At 39.1% G+C, this 25,375-nt stretch carries 23 protein-coding genes, 1 tRNA gene and 2 pseudogenes; 16 read left to right on the plus strand and 10 right to left on the minus strand.

Annotated elements, in window-relative coordinates; genetic code table 11:
• Positions 1-77: 77 nt before the first annotated feature.
• The 3 genes from BSM4216_RS04715 to BSM4216_RS04725 form a co-directional block, all read right to left on the minus strand.
• Positions 78-500, minus strand: a complete 423-nt coding sequence (locus BSM4216_RS04715) for a GNAT family N-acetyltransferase (RefSeq protein WP_048622908.1) — start codon at positions 498-500, stop codon at positions 78-80.
• A gap of 4 nt (positions 501-504) precedes the next feature.
• Positions 505-1,017, minus strand: a complete 513-nt coding sequence (locus BSM4216_RS04720) for a YjcG family protein (protein WP_003353623.1) — start codon at positions 1,015-1,017, stop codon at positions 505-507.
• Between the two features lie 89 nt (positions 1,018-1,106).
• The gene (locus BSM4216_RS04725) at positions 1,107-1,835 is read right to left on the minus strand and encodes an alpha/beta hydrolase (RefSeq protein ID WP_048622909.1); all 729 of its coding nucleotides are present in this window, start codon (positions 1,833-1,835) and stop codon (positions 1,107-1,109) included.
• 745 nt (positions 1,836-2,580) lie between these two features.
• On the opposite strand from BSM4216_RS04725, the gene BSM4216_RS04735 reads away from it, so the two are divergent.
• Both BSM4216_RS04735 and BSM4216_RS04740 read left to right on the plus strand, forming a co-directional pair.
• Positions 2,581-3,552: a phosphotriesterase family protein gene (locus BSM4216_RS04735; protein WP_048622911.1), complete on the plus strand. Its 972-nt coding sequence runs from the start codon at positions 2,581-2,583 to the stop codon at positions 3,550-3,552.
• A 313-nt stretch (positions 3,553-3,865) separates the two neighbouring features.
• Positions 3,866-4,918 carry a 2,3-butanediol dehydrogenase gene (locus BSM4216_RS04740; RefSeq protein ID WP_048622912.1) on the plus strand — a complete coding sequence of 351 codons (1,053 nt, stop codon included), beginning with the start codon at positions 3,866-3,868 and terminating at the stop codon, positions 4,916-4,918.
• A gap of 527 nt (positions 4,919-5,445) precedes the next feature.
• On the opposite strand, the gene BSM4216_RS04745 is transcribed toward BSM4216_RS04740, so the two are convergent.
• Positions 5,446-5,850: an endonuclease domain-containing protein gene (locus BSM4216_RS04745; RefSeq protein WP_174521043.1), complete on the minus strand. Its 405-nt coding sequence runs from the start codon at positions 5,848-5,850 to the stop codon at positions 5,446-5,448.
• 255 nt (positions 5,851-6,105) lie between these two features.
• On the opposite strand from BSM4216_RS04745, the gene BSM4216_RS04750 reads away from it, so the two are divergent.
• On the plus strand, positions 6,106-7,383 hold the full coding sequence (locus BSM4216_RS04750; RefSeq protein ID WP_026678786.1) for an IS110 family RNA-guided transposase: 1,278 nt from the start codon (positions 6,106-6,108) through the stop codon (positions 7,381-7,383).
• 921 nt (positions 7,384-8,304) lie between these two features.
• On the opposite strand, the gene BSM4216_RS04760 is transcribed toward BSM4216_RS04750, so the two are convergent.
• Both BSM4216_RS04760 and BSM4216_RS04765 read right to left on the minus strand, forming a co-directional pair.
• Positions 8,305-8,377, minus strand: a tRNA-Val gene (locus tag BSM4216_RS04760).
• Positions 8,378-8,554: 177 nt separating this feature from the next.
• Positions 8,555-9,106, minus strand: a complete 552-nt coding sequence (locus BSM4216_RS04765; protein ID WP_003353609.1) for a glutathione peroxidase — start codon at positions 9,104-9,106, stop codon at positions 8,555-8,557.
• A gap of 140 nt (positions 9,107-9,246) precedes the next feature.
• Between BSM4216_RS04765 and BSM4216_RS17035 the strand changes: the two are divergent.
• The 3 genes and pseudogenes from BSM4216_RS17035 to BSM4216_RS04785 all read left to right on the plus strand — a co-directional run.
• Positions 9,247-9,429: pseudogene (locus tag BSM4216_RS17035) on the plus strand (GNAT family N-acetyltransferase); the annotation flags it as partial.
• A 221-nt stretch (positions 9,430-9,650) separates the two neighbouring features.
• Positions 9,651-9,938: a hypothetical protein gene (locus BSM4216_RS04775; RefSeq protein ID WP_048622916.1), complete on the plus strand. Its 288-nt coding sequence runs from the start codon at positions 9,651-9,653 to the stop codon at positions 9,936-9,938.
• A gap of 1,142 nt (positions 9,939-11,080) precedes the next feature.
• Positions 11,081-11,377, plus strand: coding sequence for a hypothetical protein (locus BSM4216_RS04785; RefSeq protein WP_048622918.1), 297 nt, complete (start codon positions 11,081-11,083; stop codon positions 11,375-11,377).
• 563 nt (positions 11,378-11,940) lie between these two features.
• Here the strand turns inward: BSM4216_RS04785 and BSM4216_RS04790 are convergent.
• The gene (locus tag BSM4216_RS04790) at positions 11,941-12,270 is read right to left on the minus strand and encodes a GlpM family protein (RefSeq protein ID WP_082142255.1); all 330 of its coding nucleotides are present in this window, start codon (positions 12,268-12,270) and stop codon (positions 11,941-11,943) included.
• A 323-nt stretch (positions 12,271-12,593) separates the two neighbouring features.
• On the opposite strand from BSM4216_RS04790, the gene BSM4216_RS04795 reads away from it, so the two are divergent.
• The 7 genes and pseudogenes from BSM4216_RS04795 (at position 12,594) to BSM4216_RS04825 (ending at position 19,649) form a co-directional block, all read left to right on the plus strand.
• Positions 12,594-13,073 (plus strand): hypothetical protein, encoded by a 480-nt coding sequence (locus BSM4216_RS04795; protein ID WP_048622919.1) that lies wholly within the window; start codon positions 12,594-12,596, stop codon positions 13,071-13,073.
• 324 nt (positions 13,074-13,397) lie between these two features.
• Positions 13,398-13,955, plus strand: a complete 558-nt coding sequence (gene ssuE / locus BSM4216_RS04800; RefSeq protein WP_048622920.1) for an NADPH-dependent FMN reductase — start codon at positions 13,398-13,400, stop codon at positions 13,953-13,955.
• Positions 13,956-14,090: 135 nt separating this feature from the next.
• Positions 14,091-15,164: a dimethylsulfone monooxygenase SfnG gene (sfnG, locus tag BSM4216_RS04805; protein ID WP_048622921.1), complete on the plus strand. Its 1,074-nt coding sequence runs from the start codon at positions 14,091-14,093 to the stop codon at positions 15,162-15,164.
• 397 nt (positions 15,165-15,561) lie between these two features.
• Positions 15,562-16,302 carry an ABC transporter ATP-binding protein gene (locus BSM4216_RS04810; protein WP_048624400.1) on the plus strand — a complete coding sequence of 247 codons (741 nt, stop codon included), beginning with the start codon at positions 15,562-15,564 and terminating at the stop codon, positions 16,300-16,302.
• 62 nt (positions 16,303-16,364) lie between these two features.
• Positions 16,365-17,357, plus strand: coding sequence for an aliphatic sulfonate ABC transporter substrate-binding protein (locus tag BSM4216_RS04815; protein ID WP_048622922.1), 993 nt, complete (start codon positions 16,365-16,367; stop codon positions 17,355-17,357).
• Between the two features lie 13 nt (positions 17,358-17,370).
• Complete coding sequence (locus tag BSM4216_RS04820; RefSeq protein ID WP_048622923.1) at positions 17,371-18,165, plus strand: ABC transporter permease; 795 nt, start codon at positions 17,371-17,373, stop codon at positions 18,163-18,165.
• Positions 18,166-18,179: 14 nt separating this feature from the next.
• A pseudogene (locus tag BSM4216_RS04825) lies at positions 18,180-19,649 on the plus strand (4-hydroxyphenylacetate 3-hydroxylase family protein).
• Positions 19,650-19,987: 338 nt separating this feature from the next.
• Here BSM4216_RS04825 and BSM4216_RS04830 read toward each other — a convergent pair.
• Positions 19,988-20,332, minus strand: coding sequence for a hypothetical protein (locus BSM4216_RS04830; RefSeq protein WP_048622924.1), 345 nt, complete (start codon positions 20,330-20,332; stop codon positions 19,988-19,990).
• 11 nt (positions 20,333-20,343) lie between these two features.
• Positions 20,344-20,808 (minus strand): DUF4879 domain-containing protein, encoded by a 465-nt coding sequence (locus BSM4216_RS04835; protein ID WP_053083221.1) that lies wholly within the window; start codon positions 20,806-20,808, stop codon positions 20,344-20,346.
• Positions 20,809-21,957: 1,149 nt separating this feature from the next.
• On the opposite strand from BSM4216_RS04835, the gene BSM4216_RS04845 reads away from it, so the two are divergent.
• From BSM4216_RS04845 to BSM4216_RS04855, 3 genes are all read left to right on the plus strand, one after another.
• Positions 21,958-22,275 (plus strand): IDEAL domain-containing protein, encoded by a 318-nt coding sequence (locus BSM4216_RS04845; RefSeq protein WP_169799162.1) that lies wholly within the window; start codon positions 21,958-21,960, stop codon positions 22,273-22,275.
• Positions 22,276-22,620: 345 nt separating this feature from the next.
• Positions 22,621-23,151: a GNAT family N-acetyltransferase gene (locus tag BSM4216_RS04850; RefSeq protein ID WP_048622927.1), complete on the plus strand. Its 531-nt coding sequence runs from the start codon at positions 22,621-22,623 to the stop codon at positions 23,149-23,151.
• 129 nt (positions 23,152-23,280) lie between these two features.
• Positions 23,281-23,865 (plus strand): transposase, encoded by a 585-nt coding sequence (locus tag BSM4216_RS04855; RefSeq protein WP_061778487.1) that lies wholly within the window; start codon positions 23,281-23,283, stop codon positions 23,863-23,865.
• 163 nt (positions 23,866-24,028) lie between these two features.
• Here BSM4216_RS04855 and BSM4216_RS04860 read toward each other — a convergent pair whose 3' ends face one another.
• Positions 24,029-24,688, minus strand: a complete 660-nt coding sequence (locus BSM4216_RS04860) for a cupin domain-containing protein (protein ID WP_048622928.1) — start codon at positions 24,686-24,688, stop codon at positions 24,029-24,031.
• Between the last annotated feature and the right edge of the window lie 687 nt (positions 24,689-25,375).

Below are 25,375 nucleotides of genomic sequence, written 5' to 3' on the forward strand. Positions count from 1 at the left end.
ATTCACTTTTTGTGCGTTGAAATGAAGAAGGAAGCGATTGCAGTGCTCGGATAGGGTGTTTGACACAACTTATCAGGTCAGAATTCTTTCAGCATTGTCTTATGAGGGATTCCGGCATCCATAAACTCTTCGGAGACAACTTTATATCCAAGCTTTTCGTAAAAAGGGATGGCATGGACTTGGGCATTAAGCTTTAATGCCGGAACGTTTTGGCTTCTAGCGTATTCCTCGATGGCTTCCATAATCGCTTTTCCGACACCTGATCCGCGCGTTTCAGGAAGAACGCAAATCCGCTCTGCTTTTCCTTTGCCATCCACTATCCTGAACCTTCCGGCGCCTGCCGGATCTCCATGATGAAGAAGGAGAAAATGGACTGCTTCCTTTTCGTATTGGTCGATTTCCTCTTCTATTGGTACATGTTGTTCTTCCACAAATACTTTTTTTCTAATTTGAAAGACTTGTTCAAGCTCATGTTTTGTTTCGACGACTTTCACTTGCATGGGCTTATTCCTTTCCTAATAAGAATGTTTCATACACTGTCCACTGTCCGTTTTCCAGTTGATACAGTAAATGGAATCGGTCTACTGTTTCTGTATGATCAATGCCAAGCATCCTAAGCGATCCATAAACATCGGAATGCTCATCATTCGATAAATCTTGCGCGATCGTAATGTGAGGCACAAAAGCGTATTTCGTATCATCGTCAGGAAATTGTTCATGAATATCTTGATACAGTTTTTCTAATTCTTCCGTCGGTTTTACTTTAAAATATACGACGTTGTTAACCGGTTGGAAAGAGCTTACCTTGAAGACATGCAACGTTAGGGGCTTTGATTTTTTGGCAATCCCGCTTAGTTTTTGTGCGATTTCGCTAATTTTGGCTTCATCCGCTTCAAATGGATCTTTTAAAGTCAGATGCGGAGGGATTAACGAATAGTGGGAATCATATCTTTTTCGATAGGAATTGGCCAAATCTTGGAGTTTTTTCGACGGGAATATCACAATTCCATATTTCATATTTTCATCCTCCTCGCTATGCCTTCATTAGACATATGTAGTTTATTATAACAAATTTTCGAATGATTCAAAACTTATAGTTTGAAAATTCAAATGGCAAACATTTTCCGAAGAGCTCTTTTTAAATCAGGCTGCCAATATTTCCAAGAATGGTGCCCATCGAACTCATCATAAAATGGATTTAATCCCTTGCTTTCCATCAGCAAATGGAGCTCCCGATTCGGGCTTAAGAAATCCTTTACCTGTCCGTTTGTCATTTTCACCGCTGTTTCTTGTTGGCCGATGATATGATAAATATCCAAAAGATGCATTTGGTCGTTGTTCTCAACGGTTTTCAAAACTTTTTCGTCCACATATGGAGAATAAAGGATGATTTTTCCAAAAATATTCGGATACTGAAGCGCTGCCATTAAAGAAACCGTTGCCCCTAAAGAATCTCCGGCTAAACAGCGGCTCATGCCCATTTGGTAAGTGGGGTAAGCATCGTCGAGGAAAGGTACCAATTCATGGGCAAGGAAGCGGATGTAAGCCGCATTCTGTTCCCCATCCGGATGGTATTTCCTCCGACGATCCTGAACATTTCGATAAGGAATACCCGCGATAATAATGTTTTCAATTTCTTTTTTCCCAAGCAGCTCATCGGCTAAACGAGGAATTCTTCCTAATTGAAAATAATCTTTGCCATCTTGTGTGATTAGCAAAGAATATTTGGAAAGCGGCGAAAAAGAGGGGGGCAAATAGACAAGAACAGGGATTTCTTCGTTCAATTCTTTTGAAAAAATAGTATGTTCTGTAACCGTTCCGCGTTGTTGAGACATTTGTCAACCCTCCAGTAAATAAAGTCAAGCATTTTTTTCGGGGCATTCCTTTGGGTCCCGTATTTGTTTTGGTTCTCTGGAACAATGGCCACCGGATGAGGGAAGATGACGAAAACAACCCATTGGCTAAACGTTTGCCTATCTAGTTTACCATAAAAATGCAAAATTTTCTTATAAGTTTTATTCCTGCAGATGGGAAAAAAGAAAAGTTTCTTCTAGTTCGTTATATCGTCAACGAATTTTTGTCAGAAAAGGGGATGATCTGCTTCAGCCGGCTGACCGTCTTTTTGAACGTTTCATTTGTGGGAAACGGCCTGGTAACGCGGACAGTATGTGGTCGATGGAAAATCTTCGCAAGTCTTGGCGCATAAAGCAGTAGGCGAGAATGGAGTGTTCATTTAGGTTGAGGACAAGAATGGTTCGCTGAGAAAACTTTCCGTATTTGGATTCGTAAATGATCGTAATGGGGAACCGCTCCCGCATGCTTCTTCTGAAAAGGGATTCCATTTGGTCGCACCTCCTTGTGGAGAATTATATAGAACGTTTGTTCGATTGTCAATGAAGCTGAGGTTGTATTTTTTTCCAAAGATCTTTTAAAAAAGATTGCAATTCATAGAACTCCCATGATTCCTGGGCGGAAAATTATCACTCAGCAAACGGACGAGTTTTTGTCTTGTTCGAATAAACCTGTCAATTGGTCAGTAAAATGGAATGAAAGCGATTTAAAAAGAGGGGGATCAGGGGAATGGGCATTCAAACAGTAACAGGAGAGCTGGCTCCTGAACAGTTGGGAAAAACGTTGATGCATGAACATTTCTTTTTTGATTACGCGGGATTTCAAGGAGACCGGACGTTGGTGGGGAGATCAATAGAAACGCTGTTGGAAGAAGCGTCCCGTGCGGCAGCGATTATGAAAAAACACGGCGTGAAGACGGTAATTGACCCGACACCTAGTGATTGCGGACGTGATGCGACAATTTTGAAAGCGTTATCAGAAAGAACCGGCATTCACATTATTTGTGCATCAGGCTATTACTATGAAGGGGAAGGCGGTCCGGCGTATTTTAAATTCCGCCAAGCGCTTGGCACAGCCGAACAAGAAATTTACGACTTGCTGAAAACCGAAGTGACGGAAGGAATTGAAGGATCGGGTATAAAAGCAGGGGTGATCAAACTTGCCTCCAGCAAGGATCAAATCACACCTTATGAACGAATGTTCTTTGTAGCAGCGGCGCAAGTTCAAAAAGAAACCGGCGTCCCGATTGTCACCCATACACAAGAGGGCACAATGGGACCGGAGCAAGCCAAACTTCTAGTCGAAAACGGCGGCATTCCGGAAAAAATTATCATCGGACACATGTGTGGGAACAACGATATCGATTACCAACTTCGGACGCTGGATTATGGAGTCAACGTTGCCTTTGACCGCTTTGGACTGCAAAATTTGGTTGGAGCTCCAACGGATGACCGCCGGATTGGAACGTTTATGGGATTGATTGCGCTCGGATTTGAAGACCGTTTGTTCCTCTCGCACGACACAGTCAACGTTTGGCTGGGACGACCGCCGCAAATGCCTCCGGAAATGAAAGAAGCTCTGAAAAACTGGCAGCCCGGACATCTTTTCGAAAATATCCTTCCGAAAATGAAGCAAGGCGGATTAACCGATGAACAAATCGATAAAATTTTTGTACGAAATATTCAAAGAGTATTCTCCTAAATCATAAATATCACTTCTTAAAAAGAGGTTGTTGTCATTGGGCAATTTATTATATTCATCCTTTTCATAGAGAATGGCTCCTGTAATGGTGGTTTCATCCCCATTTAGCAGTTCGAATGGAGTCATTCTCTTTTATATGGAAATGGATAGGTCTTTCCTAATATAAACCCTGTTTCATCGGCGCACGATGAAAATGACAGAATCCAATTCTAGTATTTTTGAACTATTTTTGAAATTTATTGAATAGATAAAAATAAAAGGAGTTTTGATGATACAATGAACGTGTAAAGAAAATAAAGAGGGGGGAATCCTCATGAAAGGTGCAAGATGGCATAACGTTCGCGACATTCGAGTGGAGGAAGTGGAAGAACCGAAAGTAGAAAAAGGAAAAGTAAAAATCCAAGTGGAATGGGCAGGAATCTGCGGCAGTGATTTGCATGAATACGTTGCCGGTCCTATTTTTATTCCTGTCAAAGAACCTCATCCTATCAGTAAAGATGTAGCTCCTATCATTATGGGACACGAATTTTCGGGACGAGTAGTGGAAGTGGGCGAAGGAGTTACGAAAGTAAAAGTAGGAGATCCTGTCGTTGTAGAACCCATTCTTCGCTGTGGAAAATGTCCTGCATGTAAACAAGGAAAATACAATCTCTGCGAAAATTTAGGATTCCACGGTTTAGCCGGAGGAGGCGGTGGATTCTCTGAATATACTGTAGTAGATGAATACATGGTTCATAAAATGCCAGAAGGCCTTTCTTTCGAACAAGGGGCACTTGTGGAACCGGCAGCTGTAGCTTTACACGCCGTAAGATCGAGCAAAATTAAGGCCGGTGATAAAGCGGCTGTCTTTGGAACAGGTCCAATCGGGCTTCTTGTCATTGAAGCTTTAAAAGCAGCCGGTGCTTCCGAAATATATGCCGTAGAAGTTTCCGAAGAACGTCTTCAAAAAGCGTTGGAACTCGGCGCAACTGTTGTCATCAATCCGAAAAATGAAGATCCCGTCCAAAAGCTTCTCGAACTGACCGATGGAGGCGTCGATGTTTCCTTTGAAGTAACAGGAGTGCCGGCTGTTTTACAACAAGCCGTTGACAGTACGGCGTTCGAAGGAGAAACAGTGATCGTTAGTATTTGGGAAAAAGAAGCGAACCTTTTGCCCAATAACATCGTTTTAAAAGAAAGAAACGTAAAGGGAGTCATTGCATACCGCGATATCTTCCCGGCAGTCATGAATTTAATGAAACAAGGTTATTTCCCAGCTGAAAAGCTTGTAACGAAAAAAATTAAACTGGATCAAATTGTAGAAGAAGGATTTGAAAAACTCATCAAAGAAAAAGATCAAGTGAAAATTTTAGTCAAACCAGAATAAATTCTGAAACTTGCAGCAATATCCCCTTAGAAAGCAGTTATCTTGCGCTACCCTTTGATCAGACGTTTTCGTGAGAGGTGTCAGACCTCTGATGCTCCCAACATCGGAGGTCGCGCGCCTTTCTTTTTTTATATTTTATCATTCTACTTATTTTAATATGTTCTTGCAATCAGTAAAAATACGGGAAGAAGCTCCTCGAATCATTTGATTCACTGGATAGGAGCTGCAAAAATCCAATTAGTACGCATTTAAAGGTATGAAAATTCTATCATTTTAAAAAATTCCTCATAAGTTCAAGTGTCTACATCATGATAAACGCGCTAAATTTCGTTATAAACGTACAATCATTAATGTAATGGCCGGATTTTTTGTGACCGCATGCCTCTCGAAAAGACGTCTGGAAATTCTGTGAATTTTATGGGTTTCAGACGTGCGCACAGAAAAAACTTTGGGGGTCTGATACGAAAGCAACATTGTTAATTCAATGGAAATTATTATGGAACAATGTAAGTATAAGCAGAAGTTTTTTATATTTCGCTTTTAATCTTTTCGAGTACTTTCGCTAAATCTCGGTGAATCATCCGGCCGCTAAACCGCATCACTTTCCAGCCGTTTTTCCGCAAATAAGCGTTTTTACGTCGATCATGTGCTTTTTGTTCGGGTGTTGAATGATACGCTTTACCGTCGCATTCAATAGCGATTTTATACGTTGGCAGCGCAAGATCGATCCGGTATTTACCACATGGCACTTGCGTTTTTACATAATAGCCGTTTAGGGACAGCGCATCGTAAAGTCGCAATTCGATAGGACTTTCGCATTTTTGACGATCAAGATCGCCGATGACCGAATAATCTTTTTCGAGTTTTAAGGCGAGGATATAAAAGACAAGACCAACGCTTATAAGGCCGAAAAATACGATGTAATCTACCATGTTAATCACCTCAATGTATTAGTATGTCCATTTTTATCTTTCCGGGAACAGGCAATTTATACGCGGGTTCTTTTTAAAATCTTTGAAGGTTTTTCGAGAACTATATAGAAAACAAATTGGGAAGATAACTACTAATAAGGAGCATTCCTGTTAGAAGGTTTTCGGGGACTTGAACAAAAAGAGCCCTCTTGGTATGATGCGGGGTGTCAATCTGCTAGAATTGACCCCTAATTTGTTAACCAAGGAGGACTCCATATGGATTGTATAGAAAATCAAAAAATTAATCAAGTCACTGAAAAAACACTTGTCGTCGGTATCGACATTGCGAAGCGTACACATTTCGCTTGTTTTGTGGATGATCGTGGTCGTGTGCTTCAAAAATCATTCTCTGTATCCCAATCTCGGGATGGATTTGAGTCCTTCTATCAACGAATATTAAGGGCCATGAAGGATCATGACAAAACAGAAGTCTTAGTTGGAATAGAACCAACAGGTCATTATTGGCTCAATCTCGCTTATTTCTTGGAGGAGCGTGGGATACCCCTCGTTATAACAAATCCAATGCATGTCAAACGTTCTAAGGAATTAGATGACAATCTTCAAACGAAGAATGACCGTAAAGACGCATTAGTGATCGCAAGACTCTTAAAAGATGGACGCTTTAGCTATCCACGTATTTTAAAAGAAAAAGAAGCTGAACTCCGAGTAGGATCTACTTTTCGAGGGAAATTGACAGAGGAGCTAGGTTCGGTCAAAAACATGATGATCCGATGGTTGGATCGCTATTTTCCTGAGTTCACTCAAGTTTTTCCGTCATTCGGAAAAATGGCCTTGGCCGTACTCGAATGTACTCCATTCCCGAGTGATCTTCACCAGAAACAACCTGATGAGGTATTGGACATTTACCGAAAGGTAGAGGGGTTAAAATCTCCTCAAAGACCAAAAGCGACACAACTCATTCAAGTCGCGGCTCAATCAATTGGAGTAACAGAAGGACGTGAGATGGCCCGTTTTGAAATCGCCACACTCGTTCGTCGTTACCACCAGTTAGAACAAGAAATCGAAAGCATTACTCAGAAATTAGTTGAACTTGTCAAAACATCTGTAGAATATGAATGGCTTACAACAGTTCAAGGATTAGGGGATACGACCATTGTCGATCTTTTAGCTGAAATCGGAAGCTTTTCACACTATAAAGATCCACGCCAACTAATAAAACTCGCGGGATTAACATTACGTGAAAATTCCTCTGGTCAGCATCAAGGCCAAAAGCGTATTTCCAAACGGGGAAGAAGAAAGCTACGTTCCCTCCTTTTCCGAGTGATGATGCCGATGATTCGCCATAATGAAGCCTTTAAAAAGCTACATGATTATTACACAAACCGTAAGGTGAATCCGTTACGCAAGAAGCAATCCATTGTGGTTCTATGCGGAAAGCTATTAAAAGTGTTACATGGAATCTGTACCAAGCACAAAGTGTTCGACGCACAGCGAATGATGAAGGATATCCCTAGTCTCGCAGAGGCTATGTAAAGTTCTACATCTTCTTAACAGACCTAGACAACAGGATGACACGGAGAAGCTGGCATTATTTTTTCCCATTCGACCTCGAGTCCCTTAAGGAGCTTCGCTAGCCTCTGTCTTATGACTAGACCGAACGAAGGAATGTAGGCACACAGATGCCAAGAGACATGGGAGGGTACGTCATCATAAGTTACGCAGAGATCCATTGTGCATCCCATCATTCTCTAGCACTACTTACCATTATTACCCAGTAGTGGCCGCGTAGCGTACCCATAGGATGGAATAGTTTCACATAATATAAAAATATTGTTAGTATGCGTGTCGAAAATTATTTTTTTGACACCCCACCAACGGGTTAAACCGTTGATATATCAACATTTATAGAGGGAGGGAAGATATCATGTCGCAAGAATTTAACGTGACATTGAAAGAAGCAACACAATAAATTTTACAATAATTGGTATGTAAGAAAAATTTGGTAATTATGAGAAAATATATAGACCTTTATTAGATAAAGTAAACAAGGGTGAAATTCAGTCCATAAAAAGAGGATATAGAAAAAATTTCATTAATTTGTGAGAAAAATCGAATAGTATCACGAGTAATTTCGTTAATTGATCGTGGAATTCCGCATTTATCTAAATACTCGGTAAAACACGAATAGTTGTCGCGGTATTTTTTTAGAGTGTTAGGCGCTTGATCTTCCGCCTTTTTGATTGCAAAGAACGTTTCGGAAAGATCGTCTAGGTTGATCGCGGTTTTCCTCACGACATGTTCGTTCATTGTTTCGCATGAAAAAACACGCTCCTTTTCGAAGCGTGCAACATACCGGGTTAAGTAGGGTGAAACCTTTCGGACGAGTTTGCGCTTATGTCAACGTAAACAAAAAAGCGTCAAACCATTGAAAGTCACGGCTTGACGCTCGTTCAATGATTCCGACTGGTCTCGAACCAGCGACCTCCACCCTGTCAAGGTGGCGCTCTCCCAGCTGAGCTACGGAATCGACAATCAGTATCGTTTAACTGACATGTCTTATTTTATTGGATGCATAAAAAATAGTCAATACTTTTTATCCTATTTTTTTGCATTCGTATTTTTATATCTGTAAAATCAAAGGTTTTCCATTTTATGCATGAAAAGCACTTATTTAATGACAGGGTTTTGCTGTCTTATGTTCCCTTTACTCTTCTAATAATTTCTGAACGTTTTGCTCGAAATCAACCGGTTCTTCCCATGGTTCATATCTATCCACGACTTGACCGTTTTTGTTAATTAAATATTTGGTGAAATTCCATTTAATATCATCGCCGACCAGCCATTCAGGATAGTCATTTGCCAGTTTTATTTTTAATAGCTTTTCTGTCATATTCGATTCATCAAATCCTTGGAACGGCGCCTCTTGTTTTAAATAATGGAACAAAGGATGAGCGTCTTTTCCGTTTACATCGATTTTTGCAAACATCGGAAACGTGACGCCGTATTTTAATTGGCAAAAAGAAGCCGCTTGGTCGCTTGTTCCAGGCTCTTGTTGATCAAACTGGTTGCATGGAAATCCCAGTATCTCGAAACCTTGCTTTTGATATTTTTCATACAGCTTTTGCAATTCCTCAAATTGGTATGTAAAGCGGCATTTACTAGCCGTATTCACCACTAAGAGCACTTTTCCTTTAAATTCTTCTAAAGAAACTTTATCACCGTATGCATTCTCTACTTCAAATTGATAAATGGACATGGGGAACACCTCTTTCATCTATTATTATTTAATAATTATTATAATATAAAAATACAGATAGGCAAAAAAATTGCTCACAATGGCATGTTTGGAAATGCCTGCCCATAAATCAAAACATTTGAAAGAGAGTGCCTGCCTAAATGCCGCAAAATATCGGGTCGATTCGAGTTTTAGAGAAGGCAGGATTCCATAAAGAGGGGCTTTCCAAGCAGAACGTGAAGATTAACGGAAAGTGGGAAGATCATTTACAGAATAACTATGAGTTTCATAGAAAACAGAAGAATGATAAGGACTGTCAAAAAGGTTTGTATCCAAGACCGTAAGCGATACGAATGGAATGGTGATCTTTATAATTCTAAGGATAAGAGATAGTAAATTTTCAATCGAACTGTTTCAGTGATACCAATGGAGTGAATGACCTCCAGAACTTGCATCAGAGGAAATGGAAGTAAGCGGAGTGTCTACTCTAAAAAGAATAAACCTTTTCCTAATTCCTCCGATATAAATAGTGTTTAATAAAAAATTTTTTCGAGGAGTTATGATCATGTTAACAAAGATAAAAAAGGTTAAACTAGAACCGGAATATAAAAATCCTGTTTATAAAGTAAAGCTGGAGAGCCCAAAAGGCAAAGAACTGTATATTAAATTTGACTTTACTTATTCGATGAATCGTTACATGCCTTTAGAAGTTCATTATGACGGAGAAGATAAAGGAGCCAAACTTGCTTGGTATACGAACGAAGTAGAAAAAATGAATGTTGAAGATTTCCTGGGGGCAATCGCAAAGAAAATTAATAAAAAATATAATTTTGAGTTAAAGAATTCATTATAATGGTAAGCTCCCTTACAGAAACATGCAAAATGAAAAGGTATAATAGTAAAAAACTTATCTATTACCACTCTGCATGGAAGAGAATCTGTAGATGATCGTTTACATATATATTTGAATTGTATATCACACCAAATAGGGTGTGTTTTTTTATCTGCTGATACAGGAAGATCGAGATATTTGTTGACGATTTTTCCTGCAATAATGGAGTCTGTTTTTTGGTTTTTATTTGGTTTTCTTTTGGTGTGAAGCCAGTCTGCCAATAAGAATAATTTTTTTCCACGTTCAAAAAACTCCCCATTCTCAAAGCACCTCGATAAAGCATAGATCATTGGCTTATGGCGTGAAATAATCAAGTCTGTTTATTCATAAAGTAGTATTTTATTAACTAACCTTACCTCCAGGTTTCTCATCGCGTTCCTCCATCAGGATTTTTTTCCTTTCCGAAGCTTTGCAGACGTGACAAAAGGGAATTAAACACAAAAAATAATACCGGCTGGCCGATATCTGTATGAAGCTGAAATCTAAATGGCTTGCGGCATTTGGAATGAAGACATGAATCTTGTCATCAACACCAAGATCTTTCAGACAGTCACAACAACACAAGCACTAACCCATTCATAAACATAAACTAAATAAAAAATTCATTCTACTGCGGTTGATTTCAACCGTTCTTTCACAAAAGATCTGTTTGTTTATTCTCAGCGAGAGATGGAATCTCAAAAGACCAAGTACTTGATAATTTGGGACTGCTTAAGCGAGTTTGCTGTTGCAGAAGAGGATGAATTCAAAAAAGAAGTTTTAGCTAAGTAAAATTCGGACTTATTTAGAAAGAAGCCGAACAGCGGAATGTCCATTTCAGCATTGGTAAAATTGGTCGCAGATCGATCAGTCAAAAAGAACTTCAGTATGATCACATCACCATAAGATTGGGATTGCAGCATCAGAAGTCCGATTGAATCTGTCGGAAAAAAGTTTCTGCAAAACGATTGAAGCATGCAAATATGAAACGTCCATTTGGAATTTATACATCTAGAATGATAAAAGAAACCGGGAAGCTGGTTCAGAACGTGGATGATGGTATGATACTCCATTTGCTCGCGGTGGCCAGAATTTTATTGAATGAGCGGGGAGGATAACGAATTATGGTGCGAGTAGGGGATTGGGTGAAGGTGTGTTTAAAGGATTATGACGTGATTGGGTTTGTCATTGCGACTTACGGTTATTCAGCCGTTATTCAGAAAACGATTTATGTTCGAGACGGGATCATCATGATCACTCGGGAGGATCCGGTGAAATATTCACTAGGTTTATTAAAACCGATCCCTGAAACGATTCATCCAGATGATTTACCCGTGTTGATTGATATGGCATTAGATCATTATGATCGAGAATGGTTCGAGGAACTAACAAGGAAAAAGAATGTGCATAAGAAACGATAAGAACGGCGCCGCGAGTACTAGGATGAAGAAAAAATTGTCCAGCGATAGAGATGATGAAGGTGGAATATGGCAATGATTTCAAGAAAGTCATTGATTAGACAAAACAAATATGGCAAACATATGAGAAGGTGAACATTGGTTTGCAAGAGTCGAAGAATGATTAGGGGTTCCATTATGAATATTGAAAGTAACAAAAAAGGGCAAGACGGTTTTTTGAAGAAAAGAGTGGAGATAAGCAATTGAATGACAAATGTTTCATCATAAAGTTAAAAAGATCCCCATTTCATTCCGCAGGAAAATGAAAGCTGGGTATTAGTTGAAATGATTGTAAGCGCATTGTCAGATCTTCTTTTCCTAAATTTCACTTTGGACGATTGACTTTATTGCAGACATCAAGGTTCACCCTTTAGATTTTAAAATGAAGAGAAAGCGTCTTGAAATCTTCGTACAGGTTCAACCTAGTTACATACATCCAGAAGTGATAAAAAAGTTGGTCCAAACGGATCCATATAATTCTAATCAAAAACCTACTAGAAAAAGTCTCTAGTAGGTTTTTAGGTAAATTAAGCTATCATTATTTTAGACATGAAGAGGTAAGCAGCATAAATGAATACGGAAAGCAAAACGGCATAAGACGGCTTCATCCAATAAGTCAAGAGAAAAACACAAAATACAAAAAGGGCTAAACCGAGCGCACCGAAAATACCACTTTTTTGAGCTGTATGAAACTCCTTTGAACTCATGAATTTCATTTGCAGCGTCATGTTGGCCAATGTCATGAGTGGAAGTACAGTGATCAAACCAGATATAAACAAATTTTTGGATTTGCTGAAATAAGTCGCAAATGCAAGGATGCAGCCGCCTAAGATAAACTTTGAAACATATTCCAACATTGTATGGCACTCCTAAAAAATTGCGTTTTAAGTAATTATGACATAAAAAAATTGGAAGTAAACTCTTGAAAATGATCATTTGTTTATTTTATGAATATATCATAACCAATGGTGTTTCTTAGAAATACTAAAAAATACGTTTAACTGATGAGATAAACTTCCGCTGGAATGAGTAGGCTATTTTTAAAAAAGCACGTGCAAAGATATGTCGTTTTTGTATAGTGTATGTGCTGGAAGGCAGCAGAGTGATGAAAACTTAGGAAAGAGAATTACAAGATCCTGGCACTTATGATGAATATTGAAATAGAATGGGAGATTTAAGTATGGATTCGATTCGAGTGACTAAATACAATCCTCAGTACAGAGATACGAACGATGTGTACACTAGAGAAGAGTGGACTAGTTTTTCAGATATTAATAAAGTGTTTCAAGGTAAGTTATTTTCCTTAAATGAATATTTACTTGTAGAGGAGAAATATATAAAAGCTGTAAAAACAATTTTAAAAGAAAAGAATATCAAGAACTTAAAAATTCGTGATCTAGAGATATATTCTGAAGATCTAAACCTGAATCTAAAAGAGGGAGATAGTATAGGGTCCTTAAATTTAAACGAAGTAATGAAAATGATTCTTAGGGAAAACATTTGGTGTAAATTAGTTTCGGATGATTATTTTGAAATACATTTTGGCTACGATTATTATATGTATTTTGTGAGTAATGAAATTTCCAATCGTGTCATTGAGAGTGTGGAAGAAATTGAAGGATTATTTGTAGAAAAAAGAAAATCACCTTATATCCGATGAATGATTTTTGTTGGGGTACAAATTTTTTCCAGTCGTTAAGCACTGTCTTTGCAAAAGCATTTTTTTAAAAGCGCAATAGTGATCTTCTTCAAAGTTTTATCGGCTTTATCATTTAAGTGAATTTTTCATATCGAAAACAAAAAGATTTGGAATGGTTTCAGTTCGTCCATCCGACAAATTGACGGAATATAGCGACTTTTTTTCTTTTTGATATTGACACTTAGTAGGGACGGTGATAATATACAATAAATCAAACTAAACAGGTATGATTTATAAGTTTAATAAAATTAATGCTATTATTTAGAAAAATAAGGGGGAGTTTAAATGGGGAAAATCGCGATTATTAACGGGAATCCTTCGCTGACATCGAGACTGAACGGAATCATTCAATATGTTGAACGAAAGTTGCTGCGAGAAGGGGTTGATATTGAACATATACAAGTTGCGGAATTGCCGGCGGACGATTTGATCAAAGCCAATTTTGACAGCGACGCTATACGGAAAGCGAATCTAAAAGTAGAGGAAGCGAAGGTGATCATCATCGCGAGTCCGGTATATAAAGCGTCGTATACGGGAGTATTAAAGACCTACCTCGATTTACTTCCGCAAAAAGCTTTATCTGGAAAAATCATTCTGCCACTGTTTATCAGCGGCTCAATCGCTCATCTTTTGTCCATCGATTATGCGCTGAAGCCGGTACTATCCACTTTGGGCGCAAGGCACATTATCGGTGGAGTGTATGCAGTGGATACTTGGATAACCCGAAACGGAAACAACGGCTATCATCTATCGGAAGAATTGATTCGCAGATTAGATGAAGCAGTCGCAGAATTGCTAGAAGAAATAGAATTAAGAAGCGGATTGCCGGAAAAGGTCAAGTAAACCGTCAAAGGCTAACGAAGCAAGAAAGCAGCTAGTTTTATACAAAAATATTTCTGAATATTAAAAATAAACTTATTCATTTTCTAGAAGAGATCTAACTCTATCGCGATCCATTTTTAAACAGGGGTGAAGAAAATGTCTTTGAAGTTTGCTTATTGGGTTCCGAATGTTAGCGGCGGATTGGTGATTTCCAAAATTCCTCAAAAAACAGGCTGGTCCTTTGAGGATAATGCCAGATACGCTCAAATAGCTGAAGAAGCAGGATTTGAATATGCGTTGCTTCAAACGAGATTTCTGGCAAGCTATGGTGCGGAAAATCAATTGGAGGCTATCACGTTGGCATCCGCTTTAGCGGCGGTAACGAAGAAGATAAAATTGATTTCGGCGGTGCTTCCCGGCTTATGGCATCCGGGGACGGTAGCCAAAATGATTTCCACCATTGATCAAATCAGCCATGGACGTGCTGCGATTAATATTGTGAGCGGGTGGTTTAAAGGAGAATTTAACGCATATGGCGAACCATGGCTAGACCATGACGAAAGATATCGGAGATCCGAGGAGTTTATCAATGTGCTTCGAAAATTGTGGACGGAGGAGGAAACCCATTTTCGCGGTGATTTTTACCGAATAAACGGCGCTCCTTTAAAGCCGAAGCCTTTGAGAGTTCCGGAGATTTTCCAAGGAGGAAATTCTTTCGCCGCACGAAAGATGGCATCCAGAGTATCTGACTGGTATTTCATGAACGGAAATACCATCGAAGGCATTAAAGCACAAATTGATGAGGTGAATTCGCTCTCGGCTGCAAATAACCGTAAGCTGAAATTCGGCGTCAACGCATTTGTGATTGTGAGAGATACAGAAGAGGAAGCTAAACAGGTGCTTCGTGACATTATTGCTTATGCGGATGGCGAAGCTGTGGAAGGATTCCGCAGCCAAGTACGCTTTGCCGGCAAAGCTTCTCCGGAAAGAGAAGGAATGTGGGCAAATTCGGATTTCAACGATTTGGTTCAATACAACGACGGTTTTAAAACCGGATTGATCGGTACGGCGGAACAGGTGGCGGATCGTATAATCGAACTCAAAAAAATCGGAGTCGACCTTATCTTAACCGGATTCCTTCATTATGACGAAGAAATCCGATTATTCGGGGAAAAAGTGATTCCATTGGTTCGAGAAAAGGAAGCCATCTTAAACGTGGATGCTGTATAAAAATGGACTTTTTATGAAAAGTGTGATGTTGAACGTAGCAAGGAATGGTTATGTACAACTAAATGTAGAAAGAAGACTTGCGAGAAGAATCCCCCTCTATTGTTGAAAAAGATATTCGACCAATTACCAAAATCATTGATTAAAACAATGTGTTTCCAAATCTTTAAATGCTCGCTAAAACGGGATGGATGCGGCTGGGATTGCATTTGTAAGTGCTCCATTATACAAAGAAAGGGGCATTTCTGCGGTATTTTCTAAATCCTTGATAAACAGCAGCGGGATGATGGAATATTTAGACGGACAAATCTACATCACTATAATTATGAATATTCGTAAAATTGGTTGTTGATATAGGGAGGAATGAGGATTGGGGGTAGGGTCAATAGGTTTCCATTTAATGGTCAAAGAGGTCAGCAAGCGATTTAATAATGTCCAAGTATTGAATCATTTAAATTTGGAAATCGAACCTGGGGAATTTGTTGCTATTATTGGGCGCAGCGGCTGCGGCAAAAGCACTCTGCTGCGGCTTCTTGCTGGACTCGATGTTCCGACAGAAGGGGAAGTGCTTCTTGACAATAAAAGAGTCAAAGGAGTTCATCCCGATACGCGAATACTTTTTCAAGATGCTAGATTGCTTCCTTGGAAAAGAGTGATAGCAAATGTACAAATCGGTGCAAGAAACGGAGACAAAGACAGAGCAGAGGAAGCACTACAGCTCGTAGGGTTGGAACATAAAGCGAAAGAATGGCCCGGCATATTATCCGGCGGACAGCGCCAGCGTGTCGCTCTTGCGAGGGCGTTGGCGGGTAATCCGCGCCTCCTGTTATTGGATGAACCACTTAGCGCATTAGATGCTCTGACACGTATCGAAATGCAAGAATTGATTGAACGAATTTGGCATCAGCAACGATTTTCTGCCGTTTTGGTCACACACGACGTCAGCGAGGCCGTCGCTTTGGCAGATCGTATCGTCTTGATCGAAAATGGGGCTATCTCTCTTGATATACCGGTAGATTTACCCCGTCCGAGAGAAAGAAATACTGGCTTTGCCTATTATGAAAAGCTCATTCTGGATCGTCTTATGGGAAAAGTGACTAAAGAGACTTTAGAATCTGCGTTTATGTTCTCTTCCAAATAATAGTTTATAAATGTTGAATATTTTTTATTCTAATTCAATCCATTGAAAGAGGGATCTTTCGGATGATCTCAAAAACGTATAAAATGGCCGTTATGATTTTCGTTATGACGCTGGTATGGATTCTTGATGGCTGTAGTCACTCCGTTTCCCAAGAATCCGAAGTGAAAACTGTCAAACTGGATTATGCTTACTACAATCCGGTGAGTCTAGTTCTGAAAGAAAAGAAATGGTTGGAAGATGATTTACGGAAGGATGGAATCGGAGTTGAATGGATTTTTAGCGCCGGTAGTAATAAATCGCTGGAGCTTTTAAATAGCAGGAGCATTGACTTTGGATCAACATCTGGAGCTTCGGCTTTACTCGGAAGGGCAAATGGAAACCCAATCAAATCGATTTATGTTTTTTCTAAGCCAGAGTGGACAGCTTTAGTTGTTCGTGCCGATTCTCCTATAAAAAAAGTAAAAGATTTGAAAGGTAAAAAGATAGCTGTTACGCGAGGAACGGACCCTTACATATTTTTGCTGCGGGCATTGGGTACTGCGGGATTGAGCGAAAAAGATGTAGAAATCGTGCAACTGCAACACCCCGATGGTAAAACGGCCTTAGAAAAAGGGGATGTAGACGCATGGGCAGGACTCGATCCGTATATGGCGCAAACAGAGATAGAGAAACACTCAAAATTGTTTTTCCGCCACCCGGATTGGAATACGTACGGATTTCTTAATGTAAGGGAAGAGTTTGCAAAAGACCATCCCGAGATTGTGAAAAAAGTGCTTAAAGCTTATGAAAAGGCTAGAAAATGGGCATTAGAAAATCCGGACGAGTTTGAGAAATTAGTGGCAGCAGAAAGTAAACAAAACGATAAAGTCGCCGCAAAAGTGATCCACCGGACAGATTTGACCAATCCGGTCATTGGGGAGGTTCACAAACGGACCATTGAAGCGTCGGGAGAAGTGTTATTGAAAAGCGGTGCAATGGAAAAATCCGTCGATATTAAGAAAACGGCCGACAACTTAATTGATCCGGAGTATATCGAAAACATCAACAAGAAGTAAAGGAGGCAAGCGGTTGCGTCAATGGAAGAAACATTTCTTTATCACAGGTATGGGGCTGATCATTCCAATATTCATCATCATCTTGTGGCAAACCCTTTCTATTAACGGTTTGATTCCCCCTAATATTATGCCTTCTCCCTTGAAGATTGTTTCCACCATCGTAGATTTGTTTCGGGGAGGAGAGCTCATGGAACACGTCGGAATTACACTATATCGGGTAAGCGTGGGATTTTTGCTTGGAACGGCTGTTGCTTTATTGTTTGGGGTATTGAACGGATATTTTCGTACGTTTCGGTATTTGTTGGATCCGCTTATCCAAGCCTTGCGAAATATCCCTTCCTTGGCTTGGGTACCGTTATTTCTTTTATGGATGGGCATAAGCGAGACTTCCAAAATATCCTTGATTGCTTTAGGTGTTTTTTTCCCGGTTTATCTTAATTTAGTGTCTGGTATTCAAGGAGTGGACCGACGTTTACTGGAAGTAGGATTAGTGCACGGTTATCATGGCTGGAGATTGATTCGTCATTTTTTTCTGCCTGCGGCTCTGCCTTCGTTCATTGTAGGACTGAGAAGCGGGCTTGGATTGGGATGGATGTTTGTTGTAGCGGCGGAGATCATGGGGGCAAGCAAGGGATTAGGCTTTCTTATGATGGATGGTCAAACGACAGGGCGACCAGCTATTATCGTGGCCAGCATTTTATTGTTTGCTTTGTTTGGGAAATGCACCGATTATTTCTTGGAGCTGGTAGGACGTCGAATTCTTGCTTGGCAAGACATCTACCAATCTTTGGAAAGGGGAAACGTTTAATGAATAAGAATAGCATGATAAACAAGACACGTGGCAAAAAGTATTTGGACAGTTTGAAAGATGGAAGGAACGTGTGGCTGAATGGGAGCATCGTGGAGGATGTCACTACGCACCCCGCCTTTACGGGAACGCTGTCTACCATCGAGCGGTTGTTCAATATGCTCGATCATCCGGAAGAGAAGCAATTGGTCGGCTTTCAACCGCCTGGTTCAGACACATATGTCCATAGTTCATTTCTTGTACCTCGAAATCAAGACGATTTGCGGAAGAGAAGCATCGCTTTTAAATATTGGGCGGATGAAACGCATGGAGTGATGAGCCGTCTTTCGGAATACGCCCGCTCACTCGTAACCGGGTGGTATGCTGCCAGAGAGCAGCTGGCCCAGTTGGATCCGCGGTTTGCTTATAAGATTGCGGATTATTACGAGAAGGCACGGGACAATGATTTGTTTGTAGCCAATGCATTGCTCGATCCACAGGTAGACCGTTCCAAAGGATTGGAAGATTTCGATGCGGCCGATCGCATTCTGCATATCGTTAAAGAAACGGAGGACGGTTTGATCTTAAGGGGTGCCAAAATGATAGCTACCGCCGCTCCTTATGCACACGATTTTCTTATATTCCCTTTTCATAAAATCAAAGAGGAATATGCGAAACATGCACATGCCTTGATCGTTCCCGCCAATTCGCCGAGACTGCATATCGTATGCCGGGAACCGTTCATTTCTGATCGTGAACAAGATCATCTTTTGAGCGCTTCTTTCGACGAAATGGATGCTGTATTATTTTTTGACGACGTTCTAGTTCCTTGGGAAAGAGTGCTCATTCACGGGAATGCGGAAGCAGTATGGAAGTTTCGGATGAATCGGACCGCTAATTCTCTCGCTTTTCATCAAACGGTCGTGAGGCTGTTAAGCAAACTTGAGTTTGTGACCGGTGTCGCCATCGCCATTGCATAAGCGATTGGGGTTTCCGGATATTTGCATATTCAAGAAAAATTGGGGGAACTCATTACCCAAGTCGAAACGATTCATTCGCTGTTGGTTGCCTCGGAGGCGCAAGCTAAAAGGGACGAGACCGGCACGTTTATTCCTGCTCTTAAACCAATTGATACAGCGCGCATTCTAGGATCTCAATATTATCCGCGTGCGATCGAAATTTTACAGCAAATCGGTGCGGGGGGCTTCGTTCAAGTTCCGTCTACATTGGAAGAAATAAACGGGCCCATTTCAGAATTAATGCATAAATATTTTGCCGGAGCAACCGTGGGAGCCGAAGAAAAAGTCAAACTGTTTAAGCTGGCTTGGGACTTGTTTGGGAGCCAATTGGGTTCCAGACACGAATTATACGAAAGATATTATGCAGGAGATCCTGTAAGAGCCTTGGCCAATATATATACGAATGCGGAAAAACAGCAATATACAAAGCCGGTTTGGGAGTTTTTGCAAAGTAAGTCTCACGTCAAAAATGGATCACGATCATGAGAACGGGCTGATGCACTAAAAGCTCTCTGAAGGAAGTTTCGCTTTATCCCGCACATAAGGGAGAGTAAGCTCCCCCGCAGGATGGAGAGAATCAAGAAAAGTCTGAGAGGAGCGACTCTCCCTAGGCGTTTTCCTTTTTTATGAACATAAGTACAAGTACTGTAGTTGTTAAAAAAGAAAAGCCCCTAGTAAGGGCAATTTCGTGAAATGAACATTCATTACAGACCAGCATTTTCTGATATGTGATGTCATTTCCAATAATGAAAGCTTTTTTCTAATTGATTTTTGCATCACCAATGTCTAATGGCTATTATATAGCAAAAAAATGTAAATTCCTCTTATGCTTTTGTATCGATTTTATTTATTAAAGTTTCATCCTTGTCGACAAGGCCTAATTGAAATGCCTTGGATATAATATCTTTTACTTTTAATGTAAATTCAGGGTCTTTACTATAATTCATTTGTATTTGAAGCGCATCTTTATGAAATTTAGACATTTCTCCGGCGTTTTCCTTGTTTACAACTTTATTTTCATTCAAAAGTTCGTTAAATTGCTCAAAAGAAATATCCTTCGATTTTCCACCGACAAATTCAGTTCCATCCTTTATGCTTTTTTGAAATTCAGCAAATAATGTCAATCGAGTATAGGCAGCAAAATTTGGGTCATTTGGTTTGATTTGCATTTTTTTACCCCCTATTTATTAACTGTAATGAATAGATTATCATAAATTGTATTATTAGGTGGATAATAATTATTTGCTGATACAGTAAAGGTACCCGATGAAACTGCCGAAAGTGGGATACCTATATATTTTATGGTCCCTATAACGATATTGTTTGAATCCGTTACATAATCATCTGGTAATGCCTGGAATGTACTAGATGTGATATTATTACCGTTGTTATATATTCTTAATGTACCAGCTTGAATGGTTCCTTCAACATAGACTGCAATATATCCATTTTCGCCACTCATCGGTATACTCGCAGACTGTTGGTTAAAACCAATTTTTTCCCAATTTCCATTTTCTCCGTCTGATGTTACCCCAATAAATTGAATGTTTGTTAACGCTGGGGCTGGAGCTGCATGTGCTGTTCCACTAAACATAAATGGAATAGCTAGTAAACTTACTAAGAATACGGATAGTACCTTTTTCATAAATATTTCCTCCCCTTTATAGTTTTTCCAACAACCAACTATAATTATTTTATACGAAAAATTTAAAAAATTGAACCTTTTGTACTAAAAAAAGGGAAAAAGTACTATATTTATGTTTTGTTAATTCTTTGAAAAGTTAATCTCTAATAATTCCAATAAAAGCTCATGAAGGGCCGCATCCATATGTTTAATAGAGTTGTAGTTTGCAAAGTTTTGGATAACAGTTTTTGATTCTAACACCATACTGGCAGGAAAAAGTCTTTTATATTCATTTCATCCGGATATGAATGGAACTACGTTGTTAGTCCGTTCTGCCCACTATCCGCTTTCCTGAATGCCATATCTTTTTTGATCCATGATTTTATTTACGGATCCATAAAAATTGGGCTCAATTTGTCAATCCACTAACAAAACCAATCCATTTTCAAGTTCCTCTTTCATCAGAAATTTTTTTATCATTTATACAATCTTTCCCTTTTCTGAAAACAACAACAGGTTAAAAAATAACACGATGAACGCGGCTAGGTGGGGGTTCCTAAGGTCTTAAGGCAAGTATAAAAAGCAGACAGTCACAACGACACAAACATCAAACATTTCATAAACATAAACTAAATAAATCAAAAAGAATTCTACTGCTTCAGATTTAAATGTCTTTACTCAGCTGGTGAAATGGGACAATTCAAACGGTTTTTTTGCTGAAGAGGAGGTTGGAATCGAAAATTCCGGGTTTGTTGCGTATTTAAGAAACAAAATCACTATTTTGAAATTAGAAAAGCTCCTTTGTCCAAAACGTGATTCGGGACTGGAACGTTTTGTCGTTTTTGATGTTTTCTTTATGGACGAGCTTAAAGCCAAAATAATGACGAAACCATAAAACGGCTACTTTTAGTGAGAATTTATTTAGCTGTACTTGTAAAGAGACTACATCTGCAAAATGAAATGGTGGTTTGTAAGTTCGAATATCAATGTGTGTTGTCGTGATGAGTATTTTTTTGAAAAGCGAGAGTAAATGTAAGTAGTTACATTTATTGTTGGCGATGGGTGTTACGGAAGAGCGTATCGGAGTGATTTAGGATCTGGATTATTTAGAAGTGAGGCATTGCTTTAGATGGTGAGAATGAAAACTGAATGAGGGGAAGAGAATGGATCATGGTACGAGTAGGAGATTGGGTGAAGGTGCGTTTATCTGAATATGATGTGATCGGTTATGTAGTGTGGATTTTTGATTATTCAGTGGAAATTCAAAAAACGATTTGTGTCCGAAATGGTGAAATAGAGCCAATCGAAAAGCGACTGGGAACCTATTCGCTATATGAAATAAACCTTATTCCGGATATGATTCACCCTGAAGATTTAAAAGAATTGATTGATATGGCATTAGATCAACATGACCGGCAATGGTTCGAGGAACTAATGAAGAAGAAAAACAGGACTCTAACAAAACTGTACAAGCAGACGAGACCATGAATAGGATGAAAGAAATGACTCCTTCCTTAAAAGTTAATTTTTAAAAAAAGCGAAATTGCTTAAAAAAGCGCCCTTATTCTTCCATTGAGTAAGGGCTTTTTGTCCATTGTGAGGCGCGTCTACATTTAATGTAATGTATGGATAAATAGATTCTCCTAATGATCTTTGTACAAGGCAAAGAGTTTATATAGAAAAGGAATTATAGCAAAGATTGTCGAACTGATAGGGAAAGGCGGCAGTTGCTGAAAGACAAAAAAACGCATGGGGAGAGTTAGTGAATAAGAAATCCTTAATCGTCTCTAGATGTTAAGGATAATAAATTAGTTGAAGGGGGAGAGCGGTGTAATGATTGAACTTGAATATTTTGAACGTCCAGATTTTAATCAGCTGATTCGTTGGATTGATTCACCGGAATTTTTACTTCAGTGGGGAGGACCTCAATTTGATTACCCGCTGAACGAAAGTCAATTAGAAAAGTACATTGAGAATGCAAATCGTGATACCTCTGATACTTTGGTTTATAAAGTGATACATAAAGAAACAGGGAATGTGATCGGCCATATTTCTCTGGGGAAAATAGACAGGAAAAATAAATCAGCAAGAATAGGGAAAGTTTTAGTGGGAGAAAAAAATTTAAGAGGTCAAGGGATAGGTTCATTGATGGTAAAAGAACTATTGAAAATAGCATTTGAAGAACTAAAATTGCATAGAGTTAGTCTTGGCGTATTTGACTTTAATAAATCTGCGATCGCTTGTTATGAAAAGGTTGGTTTTAAAAAAGAAGGATTGCTCAGAGATTGCAGAAAAACAGGAAATGATTATTGGAGCTTATGGGAGATGAGCATTTTAGAACAGGAGTGGTTTGATCAAAAATGAATTCTTGATGCACACTGTGAAGGAAGAGCTGGACTTCCATCTGTGGTGCGGGATTAGCAGCAGAATTAGGTTGTAACTCAACTTTCGCAGTGAAAAATTTATGAATAATCCTTGATTTGATAGGTTTCTTTGGGTATCTCATATTCACTTGACACTGAAAAAATTCGTCTAAAAAACAAAAAGACACCTCTTTCTTTTGGTAAACTATTGGTGACCAAACCAAAAAAACCAAAGAAAGAAAGGTGTCACCATTATGATAACGAAAAAAGTGAATGGCTAGCCATTTTGAGTACAGATACCACGCTGTCTAATGAAGAAATCGTTCGAATCTATGGGATGCGTTGGGACATTGAAACCTTTTTTAAATTCAGTAAATCGTTTTTACATTTAGCCAAAGAGTTTCAAGGTCGTTCCTATGACATGATGATTAGCCATACTACCATTGTCTTCACTCGGTATATCTTGATTGCTTGGCAACTTCGGAAAGAAGAGGATCCGAAGACCATGGGCAACTTATTCTTGTTTCTATGTGACGAAGTAAAGGAGATGGACTTTAAAACGGCTTTACTACAATTGATTTCTCTTTTCCAAACTTTGGCTGAAGCTAAGGTTTATTTGAGTATGGACATTTTTCAGTGTCAACTGTCCAATTGGATTACTTCTTTACCTCGTTATATCAAGGACTGTCTCCATATTTCTGTGTGCGAAAGTTGAGGTTGTAACTAATTAATAGATGTTTACTTATAAAACAAACATTTTAATCATTAAAGTGGTCAAACCGGAAAAATATTAGAAAATTCTACAGAACAGGGAGAAATTTGCTTCCCCCTTAAATCCATACGGATAAAAAGCATGAATCGGGAATTCCGTTGGTGCTTCAATATTCGTTGTGTCCCGAATGATGAGGCTGCTGATATGGTTGATAGTATGGATAATGAGAGGAATGACGGATTTCGTTCTGGCTATGATGGGCCAATCTAGTTTGTTCCTTTTGATATTGCTCGCGATGACAGTTTTTGTATGGTCCTATAAAGGTATTGGGTTGAATAGGAGCGATCGTTTTTTTCCAATCATTTTCATTGAGGCAGTAGGTGTGGGCTATGATATTTGGTGGGGTAAATTTCAAAAGATCTGAACCTAAAATCACTTCAGGAGTCGGTGCGTTAAATATGGCTAGAAGATGTGTATGATCTTTCGTCGCTACTTCGTAATGCCACCATCCTTGTGGAACATTGGCCACTTGGCCTGGTTTTATGGGATAGTTATGGATTTGTTTGGTAAATGGATTGAATAAGGAAACGACGGCAGCTCCTGAAATACAATAAACCAGCTCTGCCGCATTTTGATGATAATGTGGCTCGATCACATTATTTTTGCTTAAGAAAATATCCAATAAAGAAATATTTTCTAATGTGTTTAACTGTTCGATCCCTAATACATTGATAAAGTTGTGTTTATCTTTTGTGAACGCATTGCTTTTGTTTACATCGAAAGTGAATTGAGTGTGAGGTGATGTGTAATCCATATACAAAACCATGGTTCATTCATCCTTTTATTTGAATATCGTGATTACAAACTAATTTATGTCAATGCGTATTAAGCAGTGCGTGTACCTATCATGATGGAAGAACTCAAAAAGTTTGCAACACAGCACTTGATGATACGAAACTCAGTAATCATTAAATGAAAAGGCACCGATATAAAATCGGTGCCCAAAAGTGGCTGTGTTGGCAGAGCTTTGAATTTTTACCAATCAAAGCCCGAGAAGAATGATATCAGTTTTGGTTTATTAATGTCGATGATAAAATAATGGTTTTATTTACAAATATTGTATTATATCCAAAAAATAAAAACGCCAAGATCTTTTCCGACATGCCAGAATCGTCTTGCCTTAGGGAAAATCTTGTATAGATATTGATGAAGTTGTCCTTATTTAAAATGCAAATTTTATCGTAAAGGATAGGCGGGTAAGATAGTTTCGATACCGCCACATGGGTGCGAAAAACGCGTTGGCAGTGCGGAAAGCTAGAGCATATGTCTAAGATCGTGGATCGTTTTTTTTTTTTTCACTTATGAGATATTATGAAAATGCCCTACTACAAAAAGAAGGCAGTTTGCTGCATTAATAGCAGCATTTATTAGGGTAACCAGGGTCAACAACCACATTTCTTGTAACAGGCCTGTAAATATGTTTAGGTACATTGACGATGTTGTATCTATTGAC

Source organism: Bacillus smithii (assembly GCF_001050115.1).
Taxonomy (GTDB): Bacteria; Bacillota; Bacilli; order Bacillales; family DSM-4216; genus Bacillus_O; species Bacillus_O smithii.

Excerpts from the sequence above, each read along its gene's own strand:
- BSM4216_RS04715 (WP_048622908.1), bottom strand. The coding sequence starts at position 500 with ATGCAAGTGAAAGTCGTCGAAACAAAACATGAGCTTGAACAAGTCTTT.
- BSM4216_RS04720 (WP_003353623.1), bottom strand. The coding sequence starts at position 1,017 with ATGAAATATGGAATTGTGATATTCCCGTCGAAAAAACTCCAAGATTTG.
- BSM4216_RS04725 (WP_048622909.1), bottom strand. The coding sequence starts at position 1,835 with ATGTCTCAACAACGCGGAACGGTTACAGAACATACTATTTTTTCAAAA.
- BSM4216_RS04735 (WP_048622911.1), top strand. The coding sequence starts at position 2,581 with ATGGGCATTCAAACAGTAACAGGAGAGCTGGCTCCTGAACAGTTGGGA.
- BSM4216_RS04740 (WP_048622912.1), top strand. The coding sequence starts at position 3,866 with ATGAAAGGTGCAAGATGGCATAACGTTCGCGACATTCGAGTGGAGGAA.
- BSM4216_RS04745 (WP_174521043.1), bottom strand. The coding sequence starts at position 5,850 with ATGGTAGATTACATCGTATTTTTCGGCCTTATAAGCGTTGGTCTTGTC.
- BSM4216_RS04750 (WP_026678786.1), top strand. The coding sequence starts at position 6,106 with ATGGATTGTATAGAAAATCAAAAAATTAATCAAGTCACTGAAAAAACA.
- BSM4216_RS04765 (WP_003353609.1), bottom strand. The coding sequence starts at position 9,106 with ATGTCCATTTATCAATTTGAAGTAGAGAATGCATACGGTGATAAAGTT.
- BSM4216_RS04775 (WP_048622916.1), top strand. The coding sequence starts at position 9,651 with ATGTTAACAAAGATAAAAAAGGTTAAACTAGAACCGGAATATAAAAAT.
- BSM4216_RS04785 (WP_048622918.1), top strand. The coding sequence starts at position 11,081 with ATGGTGCGAGTAGGGGATTGGGTGAAGGTGTGTTTAAAGGATTATGAC.
- BSM4216_RS04790 (WP_082142255.1), bottom strand. The coding sequence starts at position 12,270 with ATGTTGGAATATGTTTCAAAGTTTATCTTAGGCGGCTGCATCCTTGCA.
- BSM4216_RS04795 (WP_048622919.1), top strand. The coding sequence starts at position 12,594 with ATGGATTCGATTCGAGTGACTAAATACAATCCTCAGTACAGAGATACG.
- ssuE (WP_048622920.1), top strand. The coding sequence starts at position 13,398 with ATGGGGAAAATCGCGATTATTAACGGGAATCCTTCGCTGACATCGAGA.
- sfnG (WP_048622921.1), top strand. The coding sequence starts at position 14,091 with ATGTCTTTGAAGTTTGCTTATTGGGTTCCGAATGTTAGCGGCGGATTG.
- BSM4216_RS04810 (WP_048624400.1), top strand. The coding sequence starts at position 15,562 with ATGGTCAAAGAGGTCAGCAAGCGATTTAATAATGTCCAAGTATTGAAT.
- BSM4216_RS04815 (WP_048622922.1), top strand. The coding sequence starts at position 16,365 with ATGATCTCAAAAACGTATAAAATGGCCGTTATGATTTTCGTTATGACG.
- BSM4216_RS04830 (WP_048622924.1), bottom strand. The coding sequence starts at position 20,332 with ATGCAAATCAAACCAAATGACCCAAATTTTGCTGCCTATACTCGATTG.
- BSM4216_RS04835 (WP_053083221.1), bottom strand. The coding sequence starts at position 20,808 with ATGAAAAAGGTACTATCCGTATTCTTAGTAAGTTTACTAGCTATTCCA.
- BSM4216_RS04845 (WP_169799162.1), top strand. The coding sequence starts at position 21,958 with ATGGTACGAGTAGGAGATTGGGTGAAGGTGCGTTTATCTGAATATGAT.
- BSM4216_RS04850 (WP_048622927.1), top strand. The coding sequence starts at position 22,621 with ATGATTGAACTTGAATATTTTGAACGTCCAGATTTTAATCAGCTGATT.
- BSM4216_RS04860 (WP_048622928.1), bottom strand. The coding sequence starts at position 24,688 with ATGGTTTTGTATATGGATTACACATCACCTCACACTCAATTCACTTTC.